Raw genomic sequence first — 20409 nt, 5'->3', positions numbered from 1 at the left:
AACGCTTCAAAGCCTTCTATGCTGCACTCGCGGCTCGCTCCGGATCAAAGAAACTCGCCATCGTCGCTGTCGCCAGAAAACTTCTGATCACTCTCAACGCCATCATTCGAGACAAAACCGCATTCGCATGAACACAGTTGCCATGCCGTTCCTTCCACGCGTTGCAGCGATGCAGAACTGCGTGACTCTGCAGCGCCGTGACGCTCAAAGGTCACGGCATGGATTCCAGGGTCTCCGCGACGTCGCTTCGCTCCTGCTTCGCCCTGGAATGGCGAAGAGGAGGCGCCAGCTCAGGCCCGATGCAGCGGCGCCAGCGCCGGGCCCTCGGGTCGAAACAGGTGGCAGACCGCAGGCGAGATATCGAGCGCGATCGGGCTGTGCAACGGCGTCGTGTCGCCGCCTTCGGCCTGCACCACCAGCGTCAGCTCGGGCGTGATCTCGACATGCAGGATGGTCAGCCCGCCCAGACGTTCCGCCAGCATGGCTTGCCCCTTGAACGGCCCGTTCGGCGAAACGCGCAGATGTTCCGGCCGCATGCCGAGCAGCAGCTCGTCGCCGGCCTTGACCGCGTCCGCGTCGACCGGCACGGTCAGCGTCTGGCCGCCCGGCAAGGTCTCCGTGACGCCTTCGGCTCCAACTGACGCCACCTTCAGTTTCAAAAGATTCATCTTCGGCGAACCGATGAAGCCGGCGACGAAGATGTTGGCCGACCGGTTGTAGAGCTCGAGCGGCGAGCCGACCTGCTCGATCGAGCCGCCGTTCAGCACCACGATCTTGTCGGCCATGGTCATGGCCTCGATCTGATCGTGGGTGACATAGATCATCGTCGCGTTGAGCTGCTCGTGCAGCCGCATCAGTTCCAGCCGCATGCTGACGCGCAGCGCGGCGTCGAGGTTGGACAGCGGCTCGTCGAACAGGAACACCTTGGGATTGCGCACGATGGCGCGGCCGATGGCGACGCGCTGGCGCTGGCCGCCCGACAGCGCCTTCGGCCGCCGGTCGAGCAGATGTGCAAGCTGCAGCACGTCGGCCGCTTCCTTGACCTTGCGCTCCCGCTCCTGAACCGGAACGCCGGCGATCTTCAGCGCGAAGCCCAAATTCTCGGCCACGCTCATATGCGGGTAGAGCGCATAGGACTGGAACACCATGGCGAGCCCGCGCTCGGACGGGTCGATGTCGTTGGCGCGCACGCCGTCGATCATAAGGTCGCCGTCGGTGATCCTTTCCAGCCCGGCGATCATGCGCAGCAGCGTGGACTTGCCGCAGCCGGACGGGCCGACGAAGACCACGAATTCGCGATCCTCGACGTCGAGGTCGATGCCCTTGATGATCTCGGCGGCTCCATAGGATTTGCGCGCGCCGCGCAGCTTGAGCTCAGCCTTAGCTTGCCTCCTAGAGCATGATGCCGAAAAGTGTGAAGCGGTTTTCGGACGGCATCATGCTCCACTCCTTTGATTTAGAGCCGGATGATTTCAGGTCGATTCGACCTGAAATCATCCGGCTCTGGCGCCGGCTTGGCCGCCGGCGCCGTTCTTCGTCTCTTCGTCCTGCACCATCGCCAGCGCCGTGCCCGGCTCGCCCTCCCACAAGATCAGGCTTGCCGCGCCGACCAGCCCGGCGCGGTCGCCGAGTTCGGCCTGCACGATCGGCACGTCGCGATAGGCGGGCATGGCCCGCGTTTCGATGGTGGTCCTGATCAGCGGTGCCAGCAGATCGAAGCCGTTGGCGAGACCGCCGCCCATCACGATCAGGTCGGGCGAATAGAGATGCAGCAAATTGGTGAAGCCGATTCCCAGCCACTTCGCCTCGGCCTCGACCAGGTCGAGCGCGCCGATATCGCCGGCCCGCGCGGCCTCGACGACATGCCTGGCCGAAACGTCGCCGTCATTCGAAAGTTGCCGGAGCAGCGAGCCGTCGCCGGGAGCGGTGAGCTTGGTGGCGCGCCGCCCGAGGGCCGTTCCCGAAGCGACCGCCTCGAAGCAGCCGACGGCGCCGCAGAAGCAGCGCTCGCCTTCGCCGGTAATCGTCATATGGCCGATCTCGGCCGCCAGTCCGCGCCTTCCATGATAGATGTGGCCGTCGGCGACCACGCCGCCGCCAATGCCGGTCGACACGGTGACGAAGACCAGCGATCCGCTGCCGCGGCCGGCGCCGAAGCGCCATTCGCCAAGCGCTGCCGCATTGGCGTCGTTTTCCAGCCGCACCGGCAGTCCGAATTGCCGGCTGAGAATGTCGATCAGCGGCACATTGTGCCAGCCGGCCAGCGTCGGCGGCCCGATGACGATCCCTGCCTTGGGATCGAGCGGCCCCGGCGCGCACATGCCGATGCCGACCACCTTTGCCTGCGGATGCTCCTTGAGCAGGGTGCCTGCCAGTGTGATGATCTGGCCGATCACCGCCTCCGATCCCGCACCCGCCATCGTCGGCGCCGAAACGCGAACGACGACGTCGCCGCTGCGCTCGATCAGCGCGCCGCGCAGCTCCGTGCCGCCGAGATCGAAGGCAAGCGCAAGCGTGCTCATCAGGCGGCGACCTTCAGTCCGTGCAGCCAGGCCATGCGCTGCGCAAGATCCGGATCGCCGAAGGCCAGCGAGCCCAGCACCACGGTCTCGGCGCCGGCGGCGCGCAGCAGCGGCACGGTTTCGTGGCGGATGCCGCCGTCGGCGGCCAGCACGATGTCAGCCTCGCGGCCGGCCTTTCGCATCAGCGCGCGCGCCTCGATCAGGCGCGGGCAGGCCTGGTCGGACAGGCTCTGGCCCTTGACGCCGATGGAGGTGCCGAGCAGCGTCACGAACGCCACTTCGGGCAGGAAAGGCGTGACGGCGCCAACAGGCGTTTCCAGCCTGAGCACCACGCCTGCCTCGGCGCCGAGCTCATGCGCCAACCGCACGGCGCGCAGGCCGGCCTCGCCGTTTTCGGCGTGCACGCTGATCAGGTCGGCGCCGGCCTCGATGAACTGCCGCGTCTGTTCCTCGACGATCTCCGCCTCGACCATCAAATGCACATGGATCGGCTTCGTCGTCAGCTTGGCGATCCGCGCCACCAGGTCGGGGAAGAACAGGAAGCCCGGCGTGAAGCGGGCGTCCGCCACGTCGATATGGTGCAGGTCGACGTACGGATCGATGCGCTTCAGGTCGCGCTCCATATTGGCGAGGTCGGCCGACCACAGCGAGAACTCGCCGATCAGCCGGTTGCGCGGCAGGGCGGCTATTGCCGAGGGGCCGGAGAGGGGTTTGGTGGTCATGACGGAATGAGGCTCCGGAAGTTGGGGTGGGCGTGAAGGAAGGCCGTGATCTCGGCGTGCAGCTCGGCGAAATGTCGGGCGCTGTCGAGCGCCTTGGGCGCGATATCGGCAAAGACGGCGTTGGGAATGGCGGCCGCCAGCGTATAGGCGGCGGACAGCGGATGCACGGCATCCACCGCGTTGCCGATGACCAAAGCCGGAATGTCGAGGGCCTCTGCATCCCGTGCCGAAACACCCGGTCCGTCGGCGGCAATGTCGGCAAGCACCTGCGCGAACGCCATGGCATCTGGCCGGTCGAAATAGCCCAACAGCGAAGAAAGATTGTCGGGCGCCTCGCGATAGAGCCGCACGGCGGTTTCGGACTGCGCGAAGAGCGCCAGCGCTTTGTCCGGTCCGTGATCCAGCATGAGGCCGGCGACCTCGGCGATCGGCCGCATGTTCGCCGGCGCCTTGCCGAAGGTCCAGGCCGGCCGCACCAGCACCAGGCCGGCGACGCGGTCGGGATGGCGGCAGGCGAGGCGCAAGGCGATCGCTGCGCCCATCGAGACGCCGCCGGCCACGAAACGCTCGAGGCCGGCCTGGTCGGCGGCGGCGAGCACATCGTCGGCGAACATCTGGAAGGAGAACGGCCGGCTTCTGCCGAGCGCCGAGCCGCCATGTCCGCGGCATTCGATCGTGAGACGCCGCAGGCCGGCACCGGCCGGGAAGGATTGAGCGACCTGCGCCTCACTGCCGCCGAGGCCATGCTGGAAGACGACCGCCAGTCCATCGCCCGCGTCGGAAATGCTGAGCGTAGCGTCATCGCGGAGCAAGGTCGTCGGACGCTTCATCACAGCAGCCCTTTCAGGAAGCGGGCGACTTCTGGCGCTTCCTCGGCCGAAAGCCCATGCGTCACCAACGGGCCGTCGAAGCCGGACGCCTTGAGCCCGCTGATAAAGTCGGCAAAGTCGACGACGCCTTGCTCGGCGGTGGCGAAGCGGCCGTCGGCGAAACGGTCCTTGGCGTGGGCCATGGCGACATGGCCGGCCGTGGTTTCGATGGCAGCGGTGACGATGGCGCGGGCCTGCGCGGCATCCGCCTGCTCGAACAGGTTCGCCGGATCGAGCACGATGCGCAGCCGCTTCGATCCCATTTCCCCGATGAGGCGCATCGCATCCGCTGCCGAGGTGACGATGTTGGCCTGTTCCGGTTCGATGCCGAGATCGACGCCGTGGCGCTCTGCGAGATCAAGCGCTTTTTCCATTTCGCGCGCCATGTCGGCCCAGGCCGAGGGATCGGCATTGTCGGGATGGTGCGCCCACTGGTCGTCACGGTTGCGGGTTCCCGTGCACAGCGTGACCAGCGGAATGGAAAGTGCTGACGCGGCTTCGATGACAACCGCCAGCCGACGCAGGCCGTCCTCGCGCACCGCTCTGTCGGGATGCGCCATGTTGTAGGTGCCGGACAGCGCCACCAGCGCGACGCCGGTGGCATCAGAGGCGGCCGCGATGGCACGGATGGCATCGAGCGGAACCTTGTCCGGCATCGACGGCAGGCCGGCACAGGCCAGGTTGAACTGGGTGACCGCAAATCCCGCATCGCGCACCGCTTCCAGCACACCGGCCGGCTCGCTGCCCGGAAAGGTCTTGGCGAACACCCCGATCTGCATCAGACCGCTCCCGTGACGCTGACGATCTCGACACGCTCGCCGCTTTCGACCGAGCGCGCGATCGCCACCATGGCGCGGATCGAGGCGAGGCCGTCATCGACATTGGCGCCACGCATCGGCTTGCCGTCGAGGACCGTCTCGGCGAGGCCCTCGAGCTGGCGCCGGAAGAAATGGCCATCGGCGCCGAGCGGCTTGCGCGAGGTCGCGTCCTTCTCGTGGAAGATGTCGACCTCGCTGGCGCGGAAATACCAGGGATTGAAGGTCTTCGCGATCACCGAGCCGTTCTCGCCATAGAGCTGGAAACCTTCGTGCCAGTCCATGCGCACGGCGACGGTGAGGTCGAGATGGCCAAGTGCGCCATTGGCGAATTCCGTTTCGACGAACCAGCAATAGGCGCCGAAGCGCTCGTTGAGACGCGCCCGCACAGCCGTGATCTCGCCGCACAGGAAGCGCGCCGTGTCGACCAGGTGCGAGCCATGCGCCAGCATGAAATATTGCCGCAGATCCGCCTTCGGATTGCCGGCCGGCTTCCTCGCCAGCTTGCTGGTCACGGGCAGCGGCTGCACCGCATCGGTGTTGGTGTAGCGATGCGTGGAATCGCAGTACCAGGCTTTGAGCGCCAGTATCTCGCCCATCTCATCGCGGACGAAATCGCGCGCCGCCTCCAGCGCCGGATCGAAGCGTTTCATATGGCCGACCTGCAGCACCTTGCCGGAACGCTTGACCGCGTCGGCAAGTTTTTGGCCCTCTTCGACCGAGACGCCGATCGGCTTTTCGCACAGCACGTGCTTGCCGGCTTCCAGCGCCTTGATCGACATCGGCACGTGATAGGCATCGGAGGTGGCGACGATCACCGCTTCCAGTTGCGGGTCGGCGAGCATGGCGTCGTAATCGCCGTATATCTTCTCGGGCTCATAAGTCGCGCCCATGCGCGCCAGCAGGTCGGGGGCGGCATCGCAGATCGCGTAGAGATCGGCATTGCTGGCTTTCACGCAGGATTCCAGATGGGCAAATTGCGCGATCGGCCCGCAGCCGAGCACTCCGACACGAAGACGACGGTCTTGCTTGCGGATCATCGTCTCAGACTCCGTAGCCGCGCATGGTCTGGCGGTTGGTCTTGACCGCTTTGGCCGGGTCGGCGGCCGCGGTCTCGGATTCCTCCTCCAGCACCAGCCAGCCGTTGAAGTTGGGCGCGGCACTGGCGATCTCGATCACCTTCGCCGTGTCGCAGATGCCTTTGCCGAGCATCGCCCAGGTGCCGCGCGCATCGACATCCTTCAGGTGCACGTAGCGGATGCGATCGCGATAGGTTGTGAGCGTGTCGGCCATTTCCTTGTGGCCGCGCAAGATATGGCCGGTGTCCGGCACCCAGCCGACCAGCGAGGCGTCGAGCAGACCGAAGATGCGGTCGTAATCGGCGCGGTCGTAGAGCAGCGTGTTGTGGTGCGAGCTCGGATGCACCGCGACCTGGACGCCGGCCTTGCGGCCGAGTTCACCAGCCTTGTTGTAGACCTCGGCCGCAATGGCGAACTTGTCGTCGCGCGGACCGTCCGACACGACGGTCGCCGAGCCCATGGACACCAGCGCGCCCGGAAAGGCGGCGGCAAAATCGATCCAGCGCCCGGCGGTCTCGAGATCGGCGCCGATCTTCTCCTTGAGTGTGAAGCCGCTATTCGAACCGAAGGCGAAGGAGACCAGCGTCAGGCCGGATGTCTTCAGCGCGGTCGCGAACTCCGCCGGTTTGCCGGCATAGCGGCCGATCATCGCGTCGGTGATCTCGATGCCGGCATAGCCGCCATCGGCGATCGCTTTGAGCAGGTCGTCGGGGCCGCCGGCAAAACGGTCTCCGAGCATTTCCCAGGTGAAGGTCTGGCAGCCGACTTTGAGGTCTTTCACGTTCATCCTTTCATTCCTTGATTCCACCTGCGTAGGCCCTTCGAGGATGTGGCGCTGGAAGAACAGCACCCGAGGCCGCGGCGATATCGCCTGCCAGCAGAGAAGGTCCAATCCATCGATTTCGATGCGCGGCCTACCCCATCAGTTCTCCGTGGGAGGGACATCCTACTTGACCGAGCCCGCAGTCATGCCGGCGAGGAAGAACCTCTGGGCAAGGAGGTAGATGAGTAAGAGCGGTAGCGAGCCGAGCACGCTCATTGCCATCATCTGGTTCCATTCGAAGGCGTGCTGCCCCATCAACAGCTGAATGCCGATCGGGACGGTGCGCATGGACGTTGACTTCGTCAGCGTCAGCGCAAAGAGAAATTCGTTCCAGCACAACAGGAAGGTGTAGACCGACGTCGCCACGATACCAGGCAGTGAAATCGGGACGATCACCCGCCAGAGTGCGGTCCAGCTGGTGCCGCCGTCAACCGCCACCGCTTCATCGAGATCGCGGGGCAAGGTGTTCAGATATCCCGTCATCAGCAGGATCGCGTAGGGCAGCGTAAACACCAGGTAAGTCAGGATCAGTGCGACGTAGGTGTCGAAGATGCCATACGAGACGACAAGCCCGAAGAAGGGGATCAAAAGCGTGATCGGCGGGATCGTCTGCGTGCTGATGATGAGTGTGTTGAGGCTGCCCTTGCCGCGGAAATTGAAACGGCTGAACCCATAGGCCGCCAGCAAGGCGATCAGCACCGTCAGCACGGTCACCGCTCCGGCCACGAAGTAGCTGTTGAAGAAGAAGCGCAGCTTTACCGGGTCGCCAAGGATGGCCGCATACGCCTCGAGCGTGAAGGCCTTCGGCAGGACGGTTGGTGGCAGGGCAAAGATTTCGGTATTCGACTTGAACGAGCTGCTCAGCATCCAGTAGATCGGGAAGGCCGCGAAAAAGAGCCCTGCGGCAAGCGCGACATGGAGCGCGACGGTGATCAGCCTGTCTTTCGGCGTGTGCCTTTTCCTCATGGTGACTACCGAGCCTTTTGATAGCGGATGTAGAACAGCGTCAGGCCGAGAGAGATCAGCAGGATGACCACGGCACTCGCCGACGCCTGCGACAGGTTGTAGCTCGAGAACGCCAGCTTGTACGTGTAGGTGCTGAGGACCTCGGTCGAGTAGATCGGACCGCCGCCCGTCGTTATCCAGATCAATGGAAAGACCTGCATGGTCCAGATGAAGTCGAGCAGCGAGATGCTGATGATGATCGGCATCAGCTGCGGGATGGTGATGAAGATCAGCTTCTGGTAGGCCTTCGCCCCGTCGATATCGGCGGCCTCGTAGAAATCCTTGGGAATGCCCTGCAAGCCTGCGAGCAGGCTGACCATGAAAAGCGGGTAGCCCGCCCAGATATTGGCGAAGGTGACGGCGTGCAGCGCGGTCTCGGGCGAGGAAAACCACTCGACCTTGGAACCGATGATGCCCATCTGCATGAGAACGCTGTTCACGACACCGTTCGGCTCGAGCAGGAGGCGCCAGATCACGGCGATAATCACCGCGGTGAACAGCCAAGGCAGTATGTAGAGCACGCGCAGAATATTGCGCAGCGTCGGATTGATGCGGTCGCTGTTCAGCATGAGTGCGAAGACCATGCCGATGGTCATGTGGAAGACGACACTCATGCATGTGAAGTAGAGCGTGTGCCACAGCGAGGCCCAGAACACCGGATCGGCAAAGATCGCCTGGTAGTGTTTCAGTCCGGCAAAGGACGGGTCGCGACGCAGCACCGCGCTGTTCTGGAACGAATAGCCAATCACCGTCACCATCGGCAGCAGCATCAGAAGGCCGATTATGAGGAGCGAGGGTGACAGATAGAGATAGGGTGCGACCGCTCGTTTCAGTTTATGGTGGGGGCGCTTCTGCCGGGTCATGTGCCAACCTTGGGATACGCCTTCAACAGGAAGGTGCGCTTCGGAAACAGGTCCATCTCAAATTGCCGATCCGTTGTTGACGGGTGGCCTGCCCGAGGTCAGGCCACCCGGTGGAAGATAGTAAACGGGGAACAGGCCGCTCAGAATTTCTCTATCCAGCCCTTTTGAGCGTTGGCTGCGGCTTGTTCCGGAGACTGCTCGCCGGCGAGCATCTTCTGGGCTTCCACGTCGAACTTGGTCATCAGGTCTTCAGCCACCGGCAGACCGGTGAACTCGTTGGCGAGATAACCGGTCTTGTAGATTTCGAAAGCCTTGCCGAAAGCCTTGTCCGAGGTCACGAAATCGGGCTTGGCGTTGACGTTGCCCGGGAAGGCGTTTGCAAGCGACACGAGCTTGGCGTTCACCTTTTCACTCATCAGATATTGGACGAGCTTCCAGGCCTCCTCCCGATGTTTCGAGGCCGCAGAGATGCCGATGCCCCAGGAGGCGTAGGGAAGGCCGCGCTTGCCGTTGTAGTTCTCCACGACCGGGACCGGGATGAGGTCGAAGTTCAGCTTGGGATTGCGTTCGCGGATGAGGTTCACATGCGCGAGCGAGTCGATCATCATCCCGACCCGGTTGTTGACGAATTCCTCGACCTTTTCCTGCTCGGTCTTGGTGGCAATGCCGGGCGAGATGACGCCGGCGTCGTTCAGCGATTTGACGAAGGTGAGCATATCGACGACCGGCTTGCCCTCGAGAGCCGGCTTGCCGTCGGCCATCATCGATTGACCCGAGGCCCAGACCCACGACATCAGGTCGTTCTGGACACCGGACGGCGTTTGCAGCGACAAGGGAAGCACCCAGCCATACTGGTTCTTGTCGACATGGGTCATCTTCTTGGCGGCTTCGAGAAACTCCGCGCGGGTCGACGGCAGCTTGGTTACGCCGGCCTGGGCAGCGAGGTCCATATTCACGAAGACCGGATAGACAAACGAAGCCACGGGAAACATCACCGCCTTGCCGTCCACCTTGATGATATCCGCGACCTGGGTCTTGTCGAACCCGCTCGCATCCATCATCGGGTTCATGTCGGCCAGCGCATTCTGCGCGTTCAGATTGTTCACCCAAGCGCCGTCGAGACCGACGACGTCGCTAAGCGTTCCAGTTGCAGCACCAACCGAGATCTGGTCGCGCGTGGTCGCATAGGGGCCGCTGACCAGCGTCACCTTGATTCCGGGGTTTGCAGCCTCGAAGTCGTTCATGATTGCCCTAAGCGAGCCGGCCGGCAATTCGGGCTCCCACCATTGGGTGAATTCCAGCGCCGTGTCCGCCATGGCGCTGGTTGCGCCAAGCAACCATGCGGCCGCGGCTATTTTCAGCATCGCGGGTTGTATCCGAAACGTCATTTTCTCCTCCTTCTTTAAGATCGACCGCACAATGCGGACGATCGTCTGGTTTATTCAGAAGCCTTCTTGCGAGTATCTTTCGCAGGCGCCTCGCTCTCGCCTGCGGTCTGCCGCAGATATTCAGATCGCCAGATGCGTCTCGGGATCGAAGAAATGGAACTTGGCATCATCCACGGCCACCCGGATATCCGAGCCGGAGTGGACGGCGCTGAGCGGCTCGAATCTCGCCACCGCGTTCGATGCCAGGCCAAAATCGTCCACCGCGTCCGGATCGCCGGAGTCCACCCGGACCGCGTCGATGTTCAGGTGAACAACATGTTCAGAGCCGAGTTCTTCGATCGAAGTCACCTTTGCGGGTATCGTCTGATACTTGCGACCGGATTCGAGGCTGCTGTCATAAAGATCCTCCGGTCGTATGCCGAACACGACCTTGCGCCCCGCATACGACCTCAAGCCCGGCCTGCGCACGAAGGCTGCATCCTGCAGCCGGATGGCGAAGGTGCCGGACATCAGTTCGTCGCCCGTCAGGGTCGCCTCGAAAAGGTTCATCGAAGGAGAGCCGATAAAGCCGGCAACGAAGGCATTCACCGGCGATTCATAGAGTCTCTTGGGCGTGTCGACCTGCTGCAGCACGCCGCCTTTCAACACCGCGACCCTGTCCCCCATCGTCATCGCTTCGATTTGGTCGTGGGTCACGTATATGGTCGTTACGCCGAGCTGCTTTTGGAGGCTGGTGATTTCGGCGCGCATTTGAACACGCAGTTTCGCATCCAGATTGGAAAGGGGTTCGTCCATGAGAAAGGCGGCCGGCTCGCGCACCATGGCGCGGCCCATGGCAACCCGTTGACGCTGTCCGCCTGAAAGGTTCGCGGGTTTGCTGTCCAGCAAAGACGTCAGCTGAAGGGTTTTGGCGATCTCGTCCACGCGCTTCTTGCGCTCGGCCTTCGACTTGCCTGCCAGCCGCATCGAAAAGGCGATGTTTTCGGACACCGTCATATGCGGGTAGAGCGCGTAGCTCTGGAAGACCATCGCGATGTCGCGGTCCTTGGGTGGCATGTCGACGACGTCGACTCCGCCGATCCGAAGGCTGCCGCTGGTGATGTCCTCCAATCCCGCGATCATTCGCAACGCGGTGGATTTGCCGCAGCCGGATGGCCCGACGAGAATCAAGAACTCGCCGTCCTCGACCGATAGGTTCAATTGGTCGATTGCGCGAAAATTGTTCCCGTAGGTTTTGCAGATATTCTCAAGAATGACTTTTGCCATCTTCCTCCCTCCACAAGTATAAGCCACTGATTATTATAATTATCCTCGGCTTATGTTCACCTGCGAAATATTTCCTCGGATAGTTTCAGTCTATGTTACAGTATCGGCATGCGCATTTTTCAGTTCGACTGCTGACGGCGCGTTCGTCGATGCCAGGAGTTCCGTGACCTGGTCGTCGGTCGGAAGCGCCTCGCGCCCGCCACGCCCCGTTATCGAAAGGGCTGCCGCCGCGGCCGCGAATGCCACCCGGCCTGCGGTGTCGGCTCCGCGCGTCAACGCATGGGCATAGGCGCCATGAAAGCAGTCACCCGCGCCGGTCGAGTCGACGACCACAACCCGGTGCGGGGGCAGGTGCCAGAGACCTGTCTCTTCGCGCCCGCGATAGTACACGCCCCTGCCACCATCGGTCAGAACCACGGCCGACCGCGACGGCACCCACAATGCATCGAGCATCTCGGCGGGCGATCGGCACCCCGTGGCAGTCCGCGCAAAGCCGAGTGGAAGAATGAGATGGTCGCAGAGCGCGATCAGCCGCTCCGTGGCTGGGCCCTTGCTCCATTCGATATCGCCGAGGATCGCAAGGCCGAGATCGCGAGCCCGAGCCACGACATCCAGCGACCGGATCGCGTAGCTATCGACGATCAGGACGGTCGCGCGGCTGAGGATATCGTCCGGAAAATCCGGAGCGGTGCCCAGCATCGCATCGTCGTCATACGCGATGAACCGTTCCCCGTCCGAGCCGACGGTGATCCGCGAGCGCACCGGGCGCGCGTCGGGATGGCCCGGTGCGAATGCGGTTTCAACACCGCTCGCAACGAGATCGCGCAGCACGGCGTCGTCCGCGGCACTGCTCAGCCATCCGACGAACCCGGCGGTTCCGCCGAGCCGCACGACGGCGGCCAGGGCCGTCGCGACATTTCCCCCGAAAGCGCGGGCACTTTGCAGAACCTTCCCCTTGCCCGCCGACAACGGCTGATCGACGTAGACGATGTCGTCGATCGCAATAGCGCCGAAGCCGAGGATCGAGGGGACGGTGGGCATCGTTCAGGCACCCGCCTTCGCCAGGGCGTCTTGCGCCGAAAGGCCTTCATGGATGACGCCCCGAAAGGCAAGCGCTGCCTTCTCCGGATCGCCATGCCCCCAAAGATTGCGGCCTACCACGGCACCGCGTGCGCCGGCACGGATGGCGTCCGCCGTCTGCTGAAGCGCGCCGAGCAGCGTATCGGTCTTCGGACCACCCGCGATCACAACCGGCACCGGGCAGGTCCGGACGGTCTCTTGGAACGACTCGAAATCGCCCGTGTAGCCGATCTTGATCACGTCGACGCCGGACTCGTAGCCGATGCGCGCCGCATAGGCGATCTCGTCGGGGGTGAAGACGATTTTTGCTCCGTCGGTGAAATCGCGAGGGTAGATATGCGCCACCACAGGCATGCCGTAGCGGGCCGCTGCATTTACCGAATCGGTCAGCCAGCGTATGTATTTGCCCTCGGTCGCGCCGCGCACCGGAATGGCCACGGCCAACGCATCGGCCCCCGCGCGCACCGCATCCTCGGGCGTTGCGATCAACTCGCTGATGCGATCGTCCGGAGTGAAGCAGCCCGCCTGAATCACCAGGGAAGCTTTGCCCGCATATTGCGGCCACAGATGGCGCGCGGTGCCAGGCTGGATGCTGACGTAGTCGGGTTTGCCCACCATGACGCGTGCGAGCGCACCCGGCAGGTCGGCAAGGCCGCCTTTGCGCACGTCGCCATAGCCGACGAAGTGGTCGACCGCGCCGCCAAAAAGTTTCCCCGATGGATGCGAAAAGAGGCGCGCAAGACGCACCTTGGTTCCTAGGCTCATGAGTGCAAAATTCCCAATTCGTTTGATTTCAATTCCCGGACCCAGTGTTTCCGAGATATGACCGGGGCCAAGGTGATCTATGCCTGAACCCGTCTCGGTCCCTGACCGCGACGGAAAGATCCAGTCCGCGCATGACCCACGGGATTCGTATCGGCGGTCGGCCGTTTTTTCATATCTGTCATTTTCTCCTCCGTGGGGCTGGCAGCCTCCCGCGCCAGCATTTTCGCATGTTCTATAATAATTTTACGCGCGTCAAGATTTAAAATGTTGTATAGCGGCTTTCGACTATGATCCGTTGCCGGTGCGACGGTTCAGCGAGACCATTGCCGCATTGGGAGGTACGATCGAAAATGCACGGAAAATCAAAGACGAAGCTCGGCATTGGTGTCATCGGCTGCGGCAACATCTCGATGACCTATCTGCGCAATGCGGCTCTGTTCGGTGGCGTCGAGTTGCGAGCCTGTGCCGACATTTCGGCTGACATGGCCGCCCTCCGCGCCAACGAATATGGCATCCGCGCGCTCGGCGTCGATGCGCTGCTGGCCGATCCGGACATCGACCTTGTGCTGAACCTGACGATACCGGCGGCGCATTTCGACATTTCGCTTTCCGCACTTTCGGCGGGCAAGCATGTCTTCACCGAAAAACCACTGGCGACCTCGGCCGCCGACGGCCGCCGCCTTGTCGCCGAGGCGGCAAAGCGCGGGCTGCTGCTCGGCTCGGCTCCCGACACCTTCCTCGGCGCCGCCGGACGGCGGGCGCGCCGGCTGATGGACGAGGGCGCCATCGGCAAGCCGGTGACCGGCACCGCCTTCATGATGGGACGCGGCATGGAGCACTGGCATCCCAATCCGCAATTTTACTACCAGCCGGGCGGCGGCCCGGTCTTCGACATGGGGCCTTATTACCTGACCATGCTGGTCAATTTGCTCGGACCGGTCGAGCGCGTCATGGCGATGACGACGCGCGGCCAGGAGGAGCGGCTGATCACGGCCGAAGGCCCTTACAAGAACACCAGCTTCAAGGTCGGCACGCCGACCAACATCCTGTCGTTGCTTGAGTTCCGCTCCGGCGCCACCGTCACGTTCGGCGCCTCCTGGGATGTCTTCAAACATTCCAACCACCCGATCGAATTGCACGGCACCGAAGGTTCGCTGAGATTGCCCGATCCCGACACGTTCGGCGGCACCGTCTCGCTGTCGGCGCGCGGCGCCGACTGGGCCGATTTCGCCAGCGAGGCCGAGCTCTACGGCGCGCGCAACTGGCCCTATACCGCACCCGATCGCGCCAACTACCGCATGCTCGGCGTCGCCGATCTTGCGCGCGCTCTGATCAGTGGACGCAAGCCGCGCGCCTCGGGCGAGCTGGCGCTGCATGTGCTGGAGATCATGGAGGCGATCCTGGCCTCGGGCGAGAGCCAGGGATCGGTTGCCGTCGTTGGAACCGTCGATCAGCCGCCGCTGCTTGGCGAGGACGAGGCGGCAAGTCTGCTTGCCTGACGCGGAGGTTCGAATGACACCGATCCTCTCGGCAACGCCGTCCCTGTCCGCGCTCGACCCGGAAGCCCGGCATGTGCTCGACCTCGGCCGCCAGGCCGACGCCCCGCCATTCGAGGCCGGCACGCCGCAACAGGCGCGCCGGGCCTATGATGAAGGTTTTCCGGATCTGCAGGGCGAGCGCGAGCCGGTGGTCTCGGTCAGCGAGCGGACTATCGCCGGACCCGGCGGCCCGTTGACGCTGAGGATCTATCGCGGGCAGGGCGCGCCTGATGCAGACGCGCCGGCGCTGCTTTATCTGCATGGTGGCGGCTGGGTGATCGGCAATCTCGACTCGCATGACGAGATATGCCGCTGGTTCGCCAATTTGGCGGCTTGCGTCGTCGTCTCGCCCGCCTATCGGCTGGCGCCGGAGCATAAGTTTCCGGCGGCGGTCGAGGATTGCCTCGCCGTGCTGCAATTTATGCGCGATGTCGCCGGCGATCTCGGCATCGATGCACGGCGCATTGCCGTTGCCGGCGACAGCGCCGGCGGCAACCTCGCCACCGTGCTCAGCCTGCCCGCGCGGGGCGATCGCATCCCGTTGACCGCGCAATTGCTGTTCTATCCCAACACCGAAGCCGCGCAGACGGCCGACAGCTATCGTCGCTTCGGCGAAGGTTTTGGCCTCACCGCGTCAACCATGGCCTGGTTCCGCGATCATTATGTCCGCGATCCCAGCGACATCGACGACTGGCGCGCCTCGCCGCTCAAAGCCGAAAGCCTCGCCGGCGCGCCGCCGGCCTTCATCGCCCTCGCCGGTCACGACATCCTCGCCGACGAAGGCGAAGCCTATGCCAGGCGTCTGGAAGAGGACGGCGTGCCTGTCGTGCTGCGCCGCTGGCCAGGCCAGATCCACGGCTTCGTCTCTATGGGCCGTCATGGCCCGGCGGCGCGGCAGGCTGTTGGGGCTGCGGCCGCCGCATGGCGCGGCTTCGATCCGGCTTTCGGGAAGGCTTAGGCGGATTGACGCATCACCAGCGTCGCGTCGAGGCTGACCTTGGGCGAAACCGCCGTGTCGTCCTCGTTGAGCAAGGCGAGCAGCGTCTCGACGCTGCGCCCGGCCATGGCGGCAAAATCCTGCGCCATGGTGGTGAGACCGGGACATGTGTAGCGGCTCAGCGGATGATCGTCATGGGCCGCGACGCGCAGGTCGCAATCGCCCTTGCGGCCGACCTTGAGGCCGCGCGCGTAAGCCGCCGCCATCACGCCGAAGGCGAGGCGGTCGTTGTTGCACAGGATGGTCTTGCCTGGCAGGCCGCCATTGGCGAGCATCTTTTCCGTCTGCTCATAGCCGATCCGTTCGAAATCCCATGTGTAGTCGTCGGTGTCGCCGATGACGACTGGCTCATGGCCGAGCCGCTTCATCGAGGCGACATAGCTCTCCAGTCGTTCCGGCGAATTGTGGTTGACATGCGGGATGTCGAAATAGACCGGGGCATCGCCGGACCGGCACAGATATTCGACGATGGTCGAGATGCTCTGGGCATTGTTGTTGCCGACGAAGGGCGTTCCGCCTTCGAGATAGGTGTCGAAATAGACGACGGGGATGGCCTGCGTCAGCTTCTCCAGCGTGCGGCGATCCGAGCGCAGGCCGAGCGGCGCGATCAGCGCCCCGGAGACCTTCAGCGACAGGATGGTTCGCGTCGCCTCCACTTCGAGTTCGCGCGAGCCGTGGGAGGAGATCACGATCGGCCAGTAGCCTTCGTCGCGCAGCCGAAGCTCGATGCGGCTGACCATCTCCGAATAGAACGGATCGGCCACCGTCGGCACCAAGATGCCGATGCTGCGCGTGCGCTTGCGGTTGAGGTTGCGGGCAAACAGATTGGGCTGGTAGTCGGACGAGCGCAGCGCCTCTTCGATGCGCTTTCGTGTCGCCGGCTTGACGCTGGTCGGATCGTCAAAATATTTCGACAATGTCGGCCTGGAGACGCCACAGGAGCGGGCGAAATCCTCCATCGTCTTGTGCGTCATTGCCATCGATACCCTCGCGTTCCGGACATCCAATCCCTGGCTGTTCCCTAGAGCAATCCCAGGAAAAGTGCGTAGCGGTTTTCCGTCCGGAATTGCGCCAAAACAAAAGGATAAGCGCTGCCCGGCCCTACATACGGTGCGCCGGCGCGCAACCGCAAGGTGAAATTTTACAGACAAATTCAACAGTTGCCATGCGTAAATTTATTAATTGACGCGAAAAAGTACAAGCCGTATTCACTTTGGAGTCTGGCCACTATGCTTGCCTTGCATCCGAGGCAGGGGCCTGGGGCGAAACGCCGGGAGGAATTCCGCGAGATGAAGAAGCTGGTCTCAGCCGGCGAGATCCTCGTCGAGATCATGGCCGAGCGCATTGGCCAGAGCTTTCTCGAGCCCGGTCCGTTGCTTGGTCCCTATCCGTCCGGCGCCCCCGCCATCTTCATCGGCCAGGCCGCGGCGCTCGGCCAGCCCGCCGGCCTGATCGGCGCGGTCGGCGAGGACGATTTCGGCCAGCTGAACATCGAGCGGCTGCGGACCCTGGGCGCCGACGTGTCGGCAATCGCGGTCCACAAGGGCCACGCGACGGGCACTGCCTTTGTCACCTACCGGGCCGATGGCAGCCGGCACTTTGTCTTCAACATCCGCAACAGTGCTGCCGGCCTGGTCGGCATCGATGCCGCCGCACACAGCATGCTGGCCGGCACCGACCACGTCCATGTCATGGGCTCCTCGCTGTTTTCCGACCGCGCCACCGAGGTCGCACTGTCGGCGATCCAGACGGTCAAGGCCAAGGGCGGGACCGTCTCCTTCGACCCCAACATCCGCCGCGAGATCATGCAGGCCTCCGGCATGCGCGAGGCGCTCGACCAGGTGCTCAAGCAAACCGATGTCTTCCTGCCGAGCGGCAACGAGCTGTTCCTGTTTTCATCGGCCGGCGACGAAAAGGGCGCGGTCGACGACCTCCTGCAGCGCGGCGTGTCCTGCATCGTCCTCAAGAAGGGCGCCGATGGCGCCGCCTACCACGACCGCCACGGCACGGTTGCCTTGGCTGGCTTTGCCGTCGACGAGGTCGATCCGACCGGCGCCGGCGACTGCTTCGGCGCCGCCTTCGTCTCGTTCTGGCTGCGCGGCGCGGCTCCCGTTGAGGCGCTGCGCATCGCCAATGCCTGCGGCGCGCTCGCCGTCACCCGCAAGGGGCCGATGGAAGGTATTTTTCCGCTGGCCGAGGTCGACGCCTTCGCAACCACCGCCGGGAGAGGCCAGCCATGAGCGCCGCGACGCAGAGATTTGCCAGCATCGCGGCGAAGCGCGTCGCGGGCGAGAAAGGCGGCATCGCCTCGATCTGTTCGGCGCACCCGCTGGTGATCGAGGCGACGCTGCGCCACGGCGCGGCGCGCGGCTCCGATGTGCTGATCGAGGCGACCTGCAACCAGGTCAACCACGAAGGCGGCTACACCGGCATGACGCCGGCCGGCTTCCGTAGCTTCGTCGAGGGCCATGCACAGAAGGCCGGCTTTCCGCTCGACCGCCTGATCCTCGGCGGTGACCATCTCGGTCCCAACCCGTGGAAGCATCTTCCTTCCGCGGAGGCGATGGCGAAGGCGAAGGCGATGATCGACGCCTATGCCGGCGCCGGCTTCACCAAGCTGCATCTCGACACCAGCATGGCCTGCGCCGACGATCCCGCCGCTCTCGCCGACGAGACCATCGCCGCCCGCGCCGCTGAGCTTGCCGCCGTCGCCGAGACAGCGGTCGAACGTATTGGCGGCGAGAAGCCGGTCTACATCATCGGCACCGAAGTGCCGGTGCCGGGCGGCGCGCTCGAAGCGCTCGACCATATGCATGTCACCGAACCTGATGACGCCCTGCGCACCGTCGAGATCCACCGCCAGGCTTTTTCGCGCGCCGGCCTCGACGCCGCCTTTGTCCGTGCGGTCGGCGTCGTCGTCCAGCCCGGCGTCGAATTCGGCAATGCCGAGATCATCGCCTATGCGCCGCAGAAGGCGACGGAGCTGGTCGCCGTGCTGGACCGCATGCCGCAATTCGTCTTCGAAGCGCATTCGACCGACTACCAGCCGGACGCAGCACTTGGTGCTCTGGTGCGCGACGGCTTCGCCATCCTCAAGGTCGGCCCGTGGCTGACCTTCGCGCTGCGCGAGGCGTTTTATGGGCTGAGCCATATCGCCGACGTGCTTGCGCCGGACCCGTCGCGCGAAAACCTGCCGGCGGCGATGGAACGCATCATGCTGGCCGCGCCCGACAATTGGCGCAAGTACTATCCAGGCACGCCGGACGAGCAGCGCATCGAGCGGCATTTCTCCTTCAGCGACCGCATCCGCTACTACTGGCCGGCGCCCGACGCGCAACGCGCGACCCAGGCGCTGCTCGATGTGCTGGGCGACCGCGAGATCCCCCGCACCTTGATCGGCCAATACCTCGGACAGCTCGATGCGGCGGTTGCGGCCGGCCAGGTCAAGCCCACAGCACATGAGCTGCTGATCGGCAGCATCACCCGTGTTCTCGATATCTATGCCGGTGCGACCAGGCAGTAGCCGCCCCACCGCCCGTTCCAGCTGCCGACTTGAGTCGACGGATTGTTCGGCACATGATCAAGCGGTACCGCCGGAGGATCTGCCGATGCCACAACGCCAATATGATGAGCGCCTGCTCCGTCAGGCATTCGACGTCGCGCGCAAGGCCCGCGATGCTGGCGAACATCCATTTGGTTCGCTCCTCGCCGACAAGGACGGCAATGTTTTGCGCGAGCAACTCAACGGTTACAAATCCGGAGGGGGCGACCGCACCGCTCATGCCGAAAGTCTGCTGGCCCGGTGGGCGGGGATGAATTTCAGCCTCGAAGAGCTGGCCTCCTGCACACTCTACACGTCGGCCGAACCTTGCGCGATGTGCTCCGGGACAATCTATTGGGCGGGCATCGGACGGGTCGTCTTTGGGCAGAGCGAACATGACCTCAAGGCGTTGACGGGCGCACACGACGAGAATCCGACGCTCGACCTGCCCTGCACGATCGTCTTCGAAGCAGGGCAGCGTCCGACCGAAGTCGTCGGCCCGCTGCTTGCCGATGAAGCGGCGCAACTCCAGGCCGATTTCTGGAAAGACAAGTAGCTCGTTTGCCGCGCGCGCTCTAGTACAGCGGCTGGGCCATGTGCCTTGGCGTCGGCCATTCGGTTGTGATGCCGGGCTGAACCGGCCGCTCGAGATAGGTCGACAGCACGACATAGCTTCGCGTCGAGGTCACGCCCGGCGTCTCGTAGAGGCGCGACAGCAGACCTTCGAGCGCCCTTGTGTCCTCGGTGCGCACCTTGAGCAGCATGCAGGTGTCGCCGGCCACCGAATGGATCTCCTCGACTTCCGGATATTCGGAAACCGCCATCAGCTCCGGCGTCTTGCCCCAGCCCTTGGTGTCGATATGCACGAAGGCGAGCAGCGGCTTCTTCACCGCCTTGGGATCGATGATCGCCGCGGTGCTGCGGATGGCGCCGCTGCGGCGCAGGCGCTTGACCCGTTCATGCGCCGCCGGCGGCGACAGGCCGACACGATCGCCGAGATCGGCGTAGCTGATCGTCGCGTCGTCGACCAGAACGCCTAATATCTTTCGGTCCGTCGCATCGACGTCCCGGGCCGCCGGCCGGTTCCGCTGAATGCCATCTGTTTCTTCATCCATATGGAAATTCCTTGTTGATGC

General features: G+C 63.9%; 20 protein-coding genes and 1 pseudogene. 6 read left to right on the top strand and 15 right to left on the bottom strand.

Going from position 1 to position 20409, the window contains the following annotated elements; genetic code table 11:
* Positions 1–131 (top strand): annotated as a pseudogene (locus AC04SI_RS19990) (IS110 family transposase); the annotation flags it as partial.
* 159 nt (positions 132–290) lie between these two features.
* Here the strand turns inward: AC04SI_RS19990 and AC04SI_RS19985 are convergent.
* The 13 genes from AC04SI_RS19985 to AC04SI_RS19925 form a co-directional block, all read right to left on the bottom strand.
* Positions 291–1367 (bottom strand): ABC transporter ATP-binding protein, encoded by a 1077-nt coding sequence (locus tag AC04SI_RS19985; RefSeq protein ID WP_488474765.1) that lies wholly within the window; start codon positions 1365–1367, stop codon positions 291–293.
* A gap of 126 nt (positions 1368–1493) precedes the next feature.
* On the bottom strand, positions 1494–2522 hold the full coding sequence (locus AC04SI_RS19980; protein ID WP_488474763.1) for an ROK family protein: 1029 nt from the start codon (positions 2520–2522) through the stop codon (positions 1494–1496).
* On the bottom strand, positions 2522–3244 hold the full coding sequence (locus AC04SI_RS19975) for a ribulose-phosphate 3-epimerase (protein WP_488474762.1): 723 nt from the start codon (positions 3242–3244) through the stop codon (positions 2522–2524). Before AC04SI_RS19975 ends, AC04SI_RS19980 begins: the two co-directional genes overlap by 1 nt.
* Positions 3241–4074, bottom strand: coding sequence for an alpha/beta fold hydrolase (locus tag AC04SI_RS19970; protein WP_488474761.1), 834 nt, complete (start codon positions 4072–4074; stop codon positions 3241–3243). Before AC04SI_RS19970 ends, AC04SI_RS19975 begins: the two co-directional genes overlap by 4 nt.
* Positions 4074–4892: a sugar phosphate isomerase/epimerase family protein gene (locus tag AC04SI_RS19965; RefSeq protein ID WP_488474760.1), complete on the bottom strand. Its 819-nt coding sequence runs from the start codon at positions 4890–4892 to the stop codon at positions 4074–4076. Before AC04SI_RS19965 ends, AC04SI_RS19970 begins: the two co-directional genes overlap by 1 nt.
* Positions 4892–5968 (bottom strand): Gfo/Idh/MocA family protein, encoded by a 1077-nt coding sequence (locus AC04SI_RS19960; RefSeq protein ID WP_488474759.1) that lies wholly within the window; start codon positions 5966–5968, stop codon positions 4892–4894. The genes AC04SI_RS19965 and AC04SI_RS19960 overlap by 1 nt, the downstream gene beginning before the upstream one ends.
* Before the next feature lie 4 nt (positions 5969–5972).
* Positions 5973–6794: a sugar phosphate isomerase/epimerase family protein gene (locus AC04SI_RS19955; protein WP_488474758.1), complete on the bottom strand. Its 822-nt coding sequence runs from the start codon at positions 6792–6794 to the stop codon at positions 5973–5975.
* Between the two features lie 159 nt (positions 6795–6953).
* A complete protein-coding gene (locus AC04SI_RS19950) occupies positions 6954–7796 on the bottom strand; it encodes a carbohydrate ABC transporter permease (protein WP_436247933.1) in 843 nt (280 codons plus the stop codon).
* Positions 7797–7801: 5 nt separating this feature from the next.
* On the bottom strand, positions 7802–8698 hold the full coding sequence (locus AC04SI_RS19945; RefSeq protein WP_404279403.1) for a carbohydrate ABC transporter permease: 897 nt from the start codon (positions 8696–8698) through the stop codon (positions 7802–7804).
* 140 nt (positions 8699–8838) lie between these two features.
* Positions 8839–10086 (bottom strand): ABC transporter substrate-binding protein, encoded by a 1248-nt coding sequence (locus tag AC04SI_RS19940; RefSeq protein ID WP_404279405.1) that lies wholly within the window; start codon positions 10084–10086, stop codon positions 8839–8841.
* 120 nt (positions 10087–10206) lie between these two features.
* Positions 10207–11352 carry an ABC transporter ATP-binding protein gene (locus AC04SI_RS19935; RefSeq protein WP_488474757.1) on the bottom strand — a complete coding sequence of 382 codons (1146 nt, stop codon included), beginning with the start codon at positions 11350–11352 and terminating at the stop codon, positions 10207–10209.
* A gap of 90 nt (positions 11353–11442) precedes the next feature.
* Positions 11443–12393, bottom strand: a complete 951-nt coding sequence (locus tag AC04SI_RS19930; RefSeq protein WP_488474756.1) for a PfkB family carbohydrate kinase — start codon at positions 12391–12393, stop codon at positions 11443–11445.
* A 3-nt stretch (positions 12394–12396) separates the two neighbouring features.
* Entirely contained in the window at positions 12397–13197 is an 801-nt protein-coding gene (locus AC04SI_RS19925) for an aldolase (RefSeq protein ID WP_488474755.1), read from the bottom strand.
* Between the two features lie 350 nt (positions 13198–13547).
* Between AC04SI_RS19925 and AC04SI_RS19920 the strand changes: the two genes are divergently transcribed.
* Entirely contained in the window at positions 13548–14696 is a 1149-nt protein-coding gene (locus AC04SI_RS19920; RefSeq protein ID WP_488474754.1) for a Gfo/Idh/MocA family protein, read from the top strand.
* 13 nt (positions 14697–14709) lie between these two features.
* A complete protein-coding gene (locus tag AC04SI_RS19915; RefSeq protein WP_488474753.1) occupies positions 14710–15693 on the top strand; it encodes an alpha/beta hydrolase in 984 nt (327 codons plus the stop codon).
* On the opposite strand, the gene AC04SI_RS19910 is transcribed toward AC04SI_RS19915, so the two are convergent.
* The gene (locus AC04SI_RS19910) at positions 15690–16712 is read right to left on the bottom strand and encodes a LacI family DNA-binding transcriptional regulator (RefSeq protein WP_488474752.1); all 1023 of its coding nucleotides are present in this window, start codon (positions 16710–16712) and stop codon (positions 15690–15692) included. The two genes, AC04SI_RS19915 and AC04SI_RS19910, sit on opposite strands and share 4 nt — an antisense overlap.
* 309 nt (positions 16713–17021) lie before the next feature.
* Between AC04SI_RS19910 and AC04SI_RS19905 the strand changes: the two genes are divergently transcribed.
* The 3 genes from AC04SI_RS19905 to AC04SI_RS19895 all read left to right on the top strand — a co-directional run bounded on the left by AC04SI_RS19905 (position 17022) and on the right by AC04SI_RS19895 (position 19829).
* On the top strand, positions 17022–17972 hold the full coding sequence (locus AC04SI_RS19905; RefSeq protein ID WP_488474751.1) for a sugar kinase: 951 nt from the start codon (positions 17022–17024) through the stop codon (positions 17970–17972).
* A complete protein-coding gene (locus AC04SI_RS19900; RefSeq protein ID WP_488474750.1) occupies positions 17969–19255 on the top strand; it encodes a D-tagatose-bisphosphate aldolase, class II, non-catalytic subunit in 1287 nt (428 codons plus the stop codon). Before AC04SI_RS19905 ends, AC04SI_RS19900 begins: the two co-directional genes overlap by 4 nt.
* 85 nt (positions 19256–19340) lie before the next feature.
* Complete coding sequence (locus AC04SI_RS19895) at positions 19341–19829, top strand: nucleoside deaminase (protein ID WP_488474749.1); 489 nt, start codon at positions 19341–19343, stop codon at positions 19827–19829.
* Between the two features lie 19 nt (positions 19830–19848).
* On the opposite strand, the gene AC04SI_RS19890 is transcribed toward AC04SI_RS19895, so the two are convergent.
* Positions 19849–20388 carry an Lrp/AsnC family transcriptional regulator gene (locus tag AC04SI_RS19890; protein ID WP_488474748.1) on the bottom strand — a complete coding sequence of 180 codons (540 nt, stop codon included), beginning with the start codon at positions 20386–20388 and terminating at the stop codon, positions 19849–19851.
* Between the last annotated feature and the right edge of the window lie 21 nt (positions 20389–20409).

It is taken from the genome of Mesorhizobium sp. CNPSo 4689 (assembly GCF_057784325.1).
Note: the sequence above shows the minus strand (reverse complement) of the source record. Positions and strands in the feature narration are given on the sequence as shown.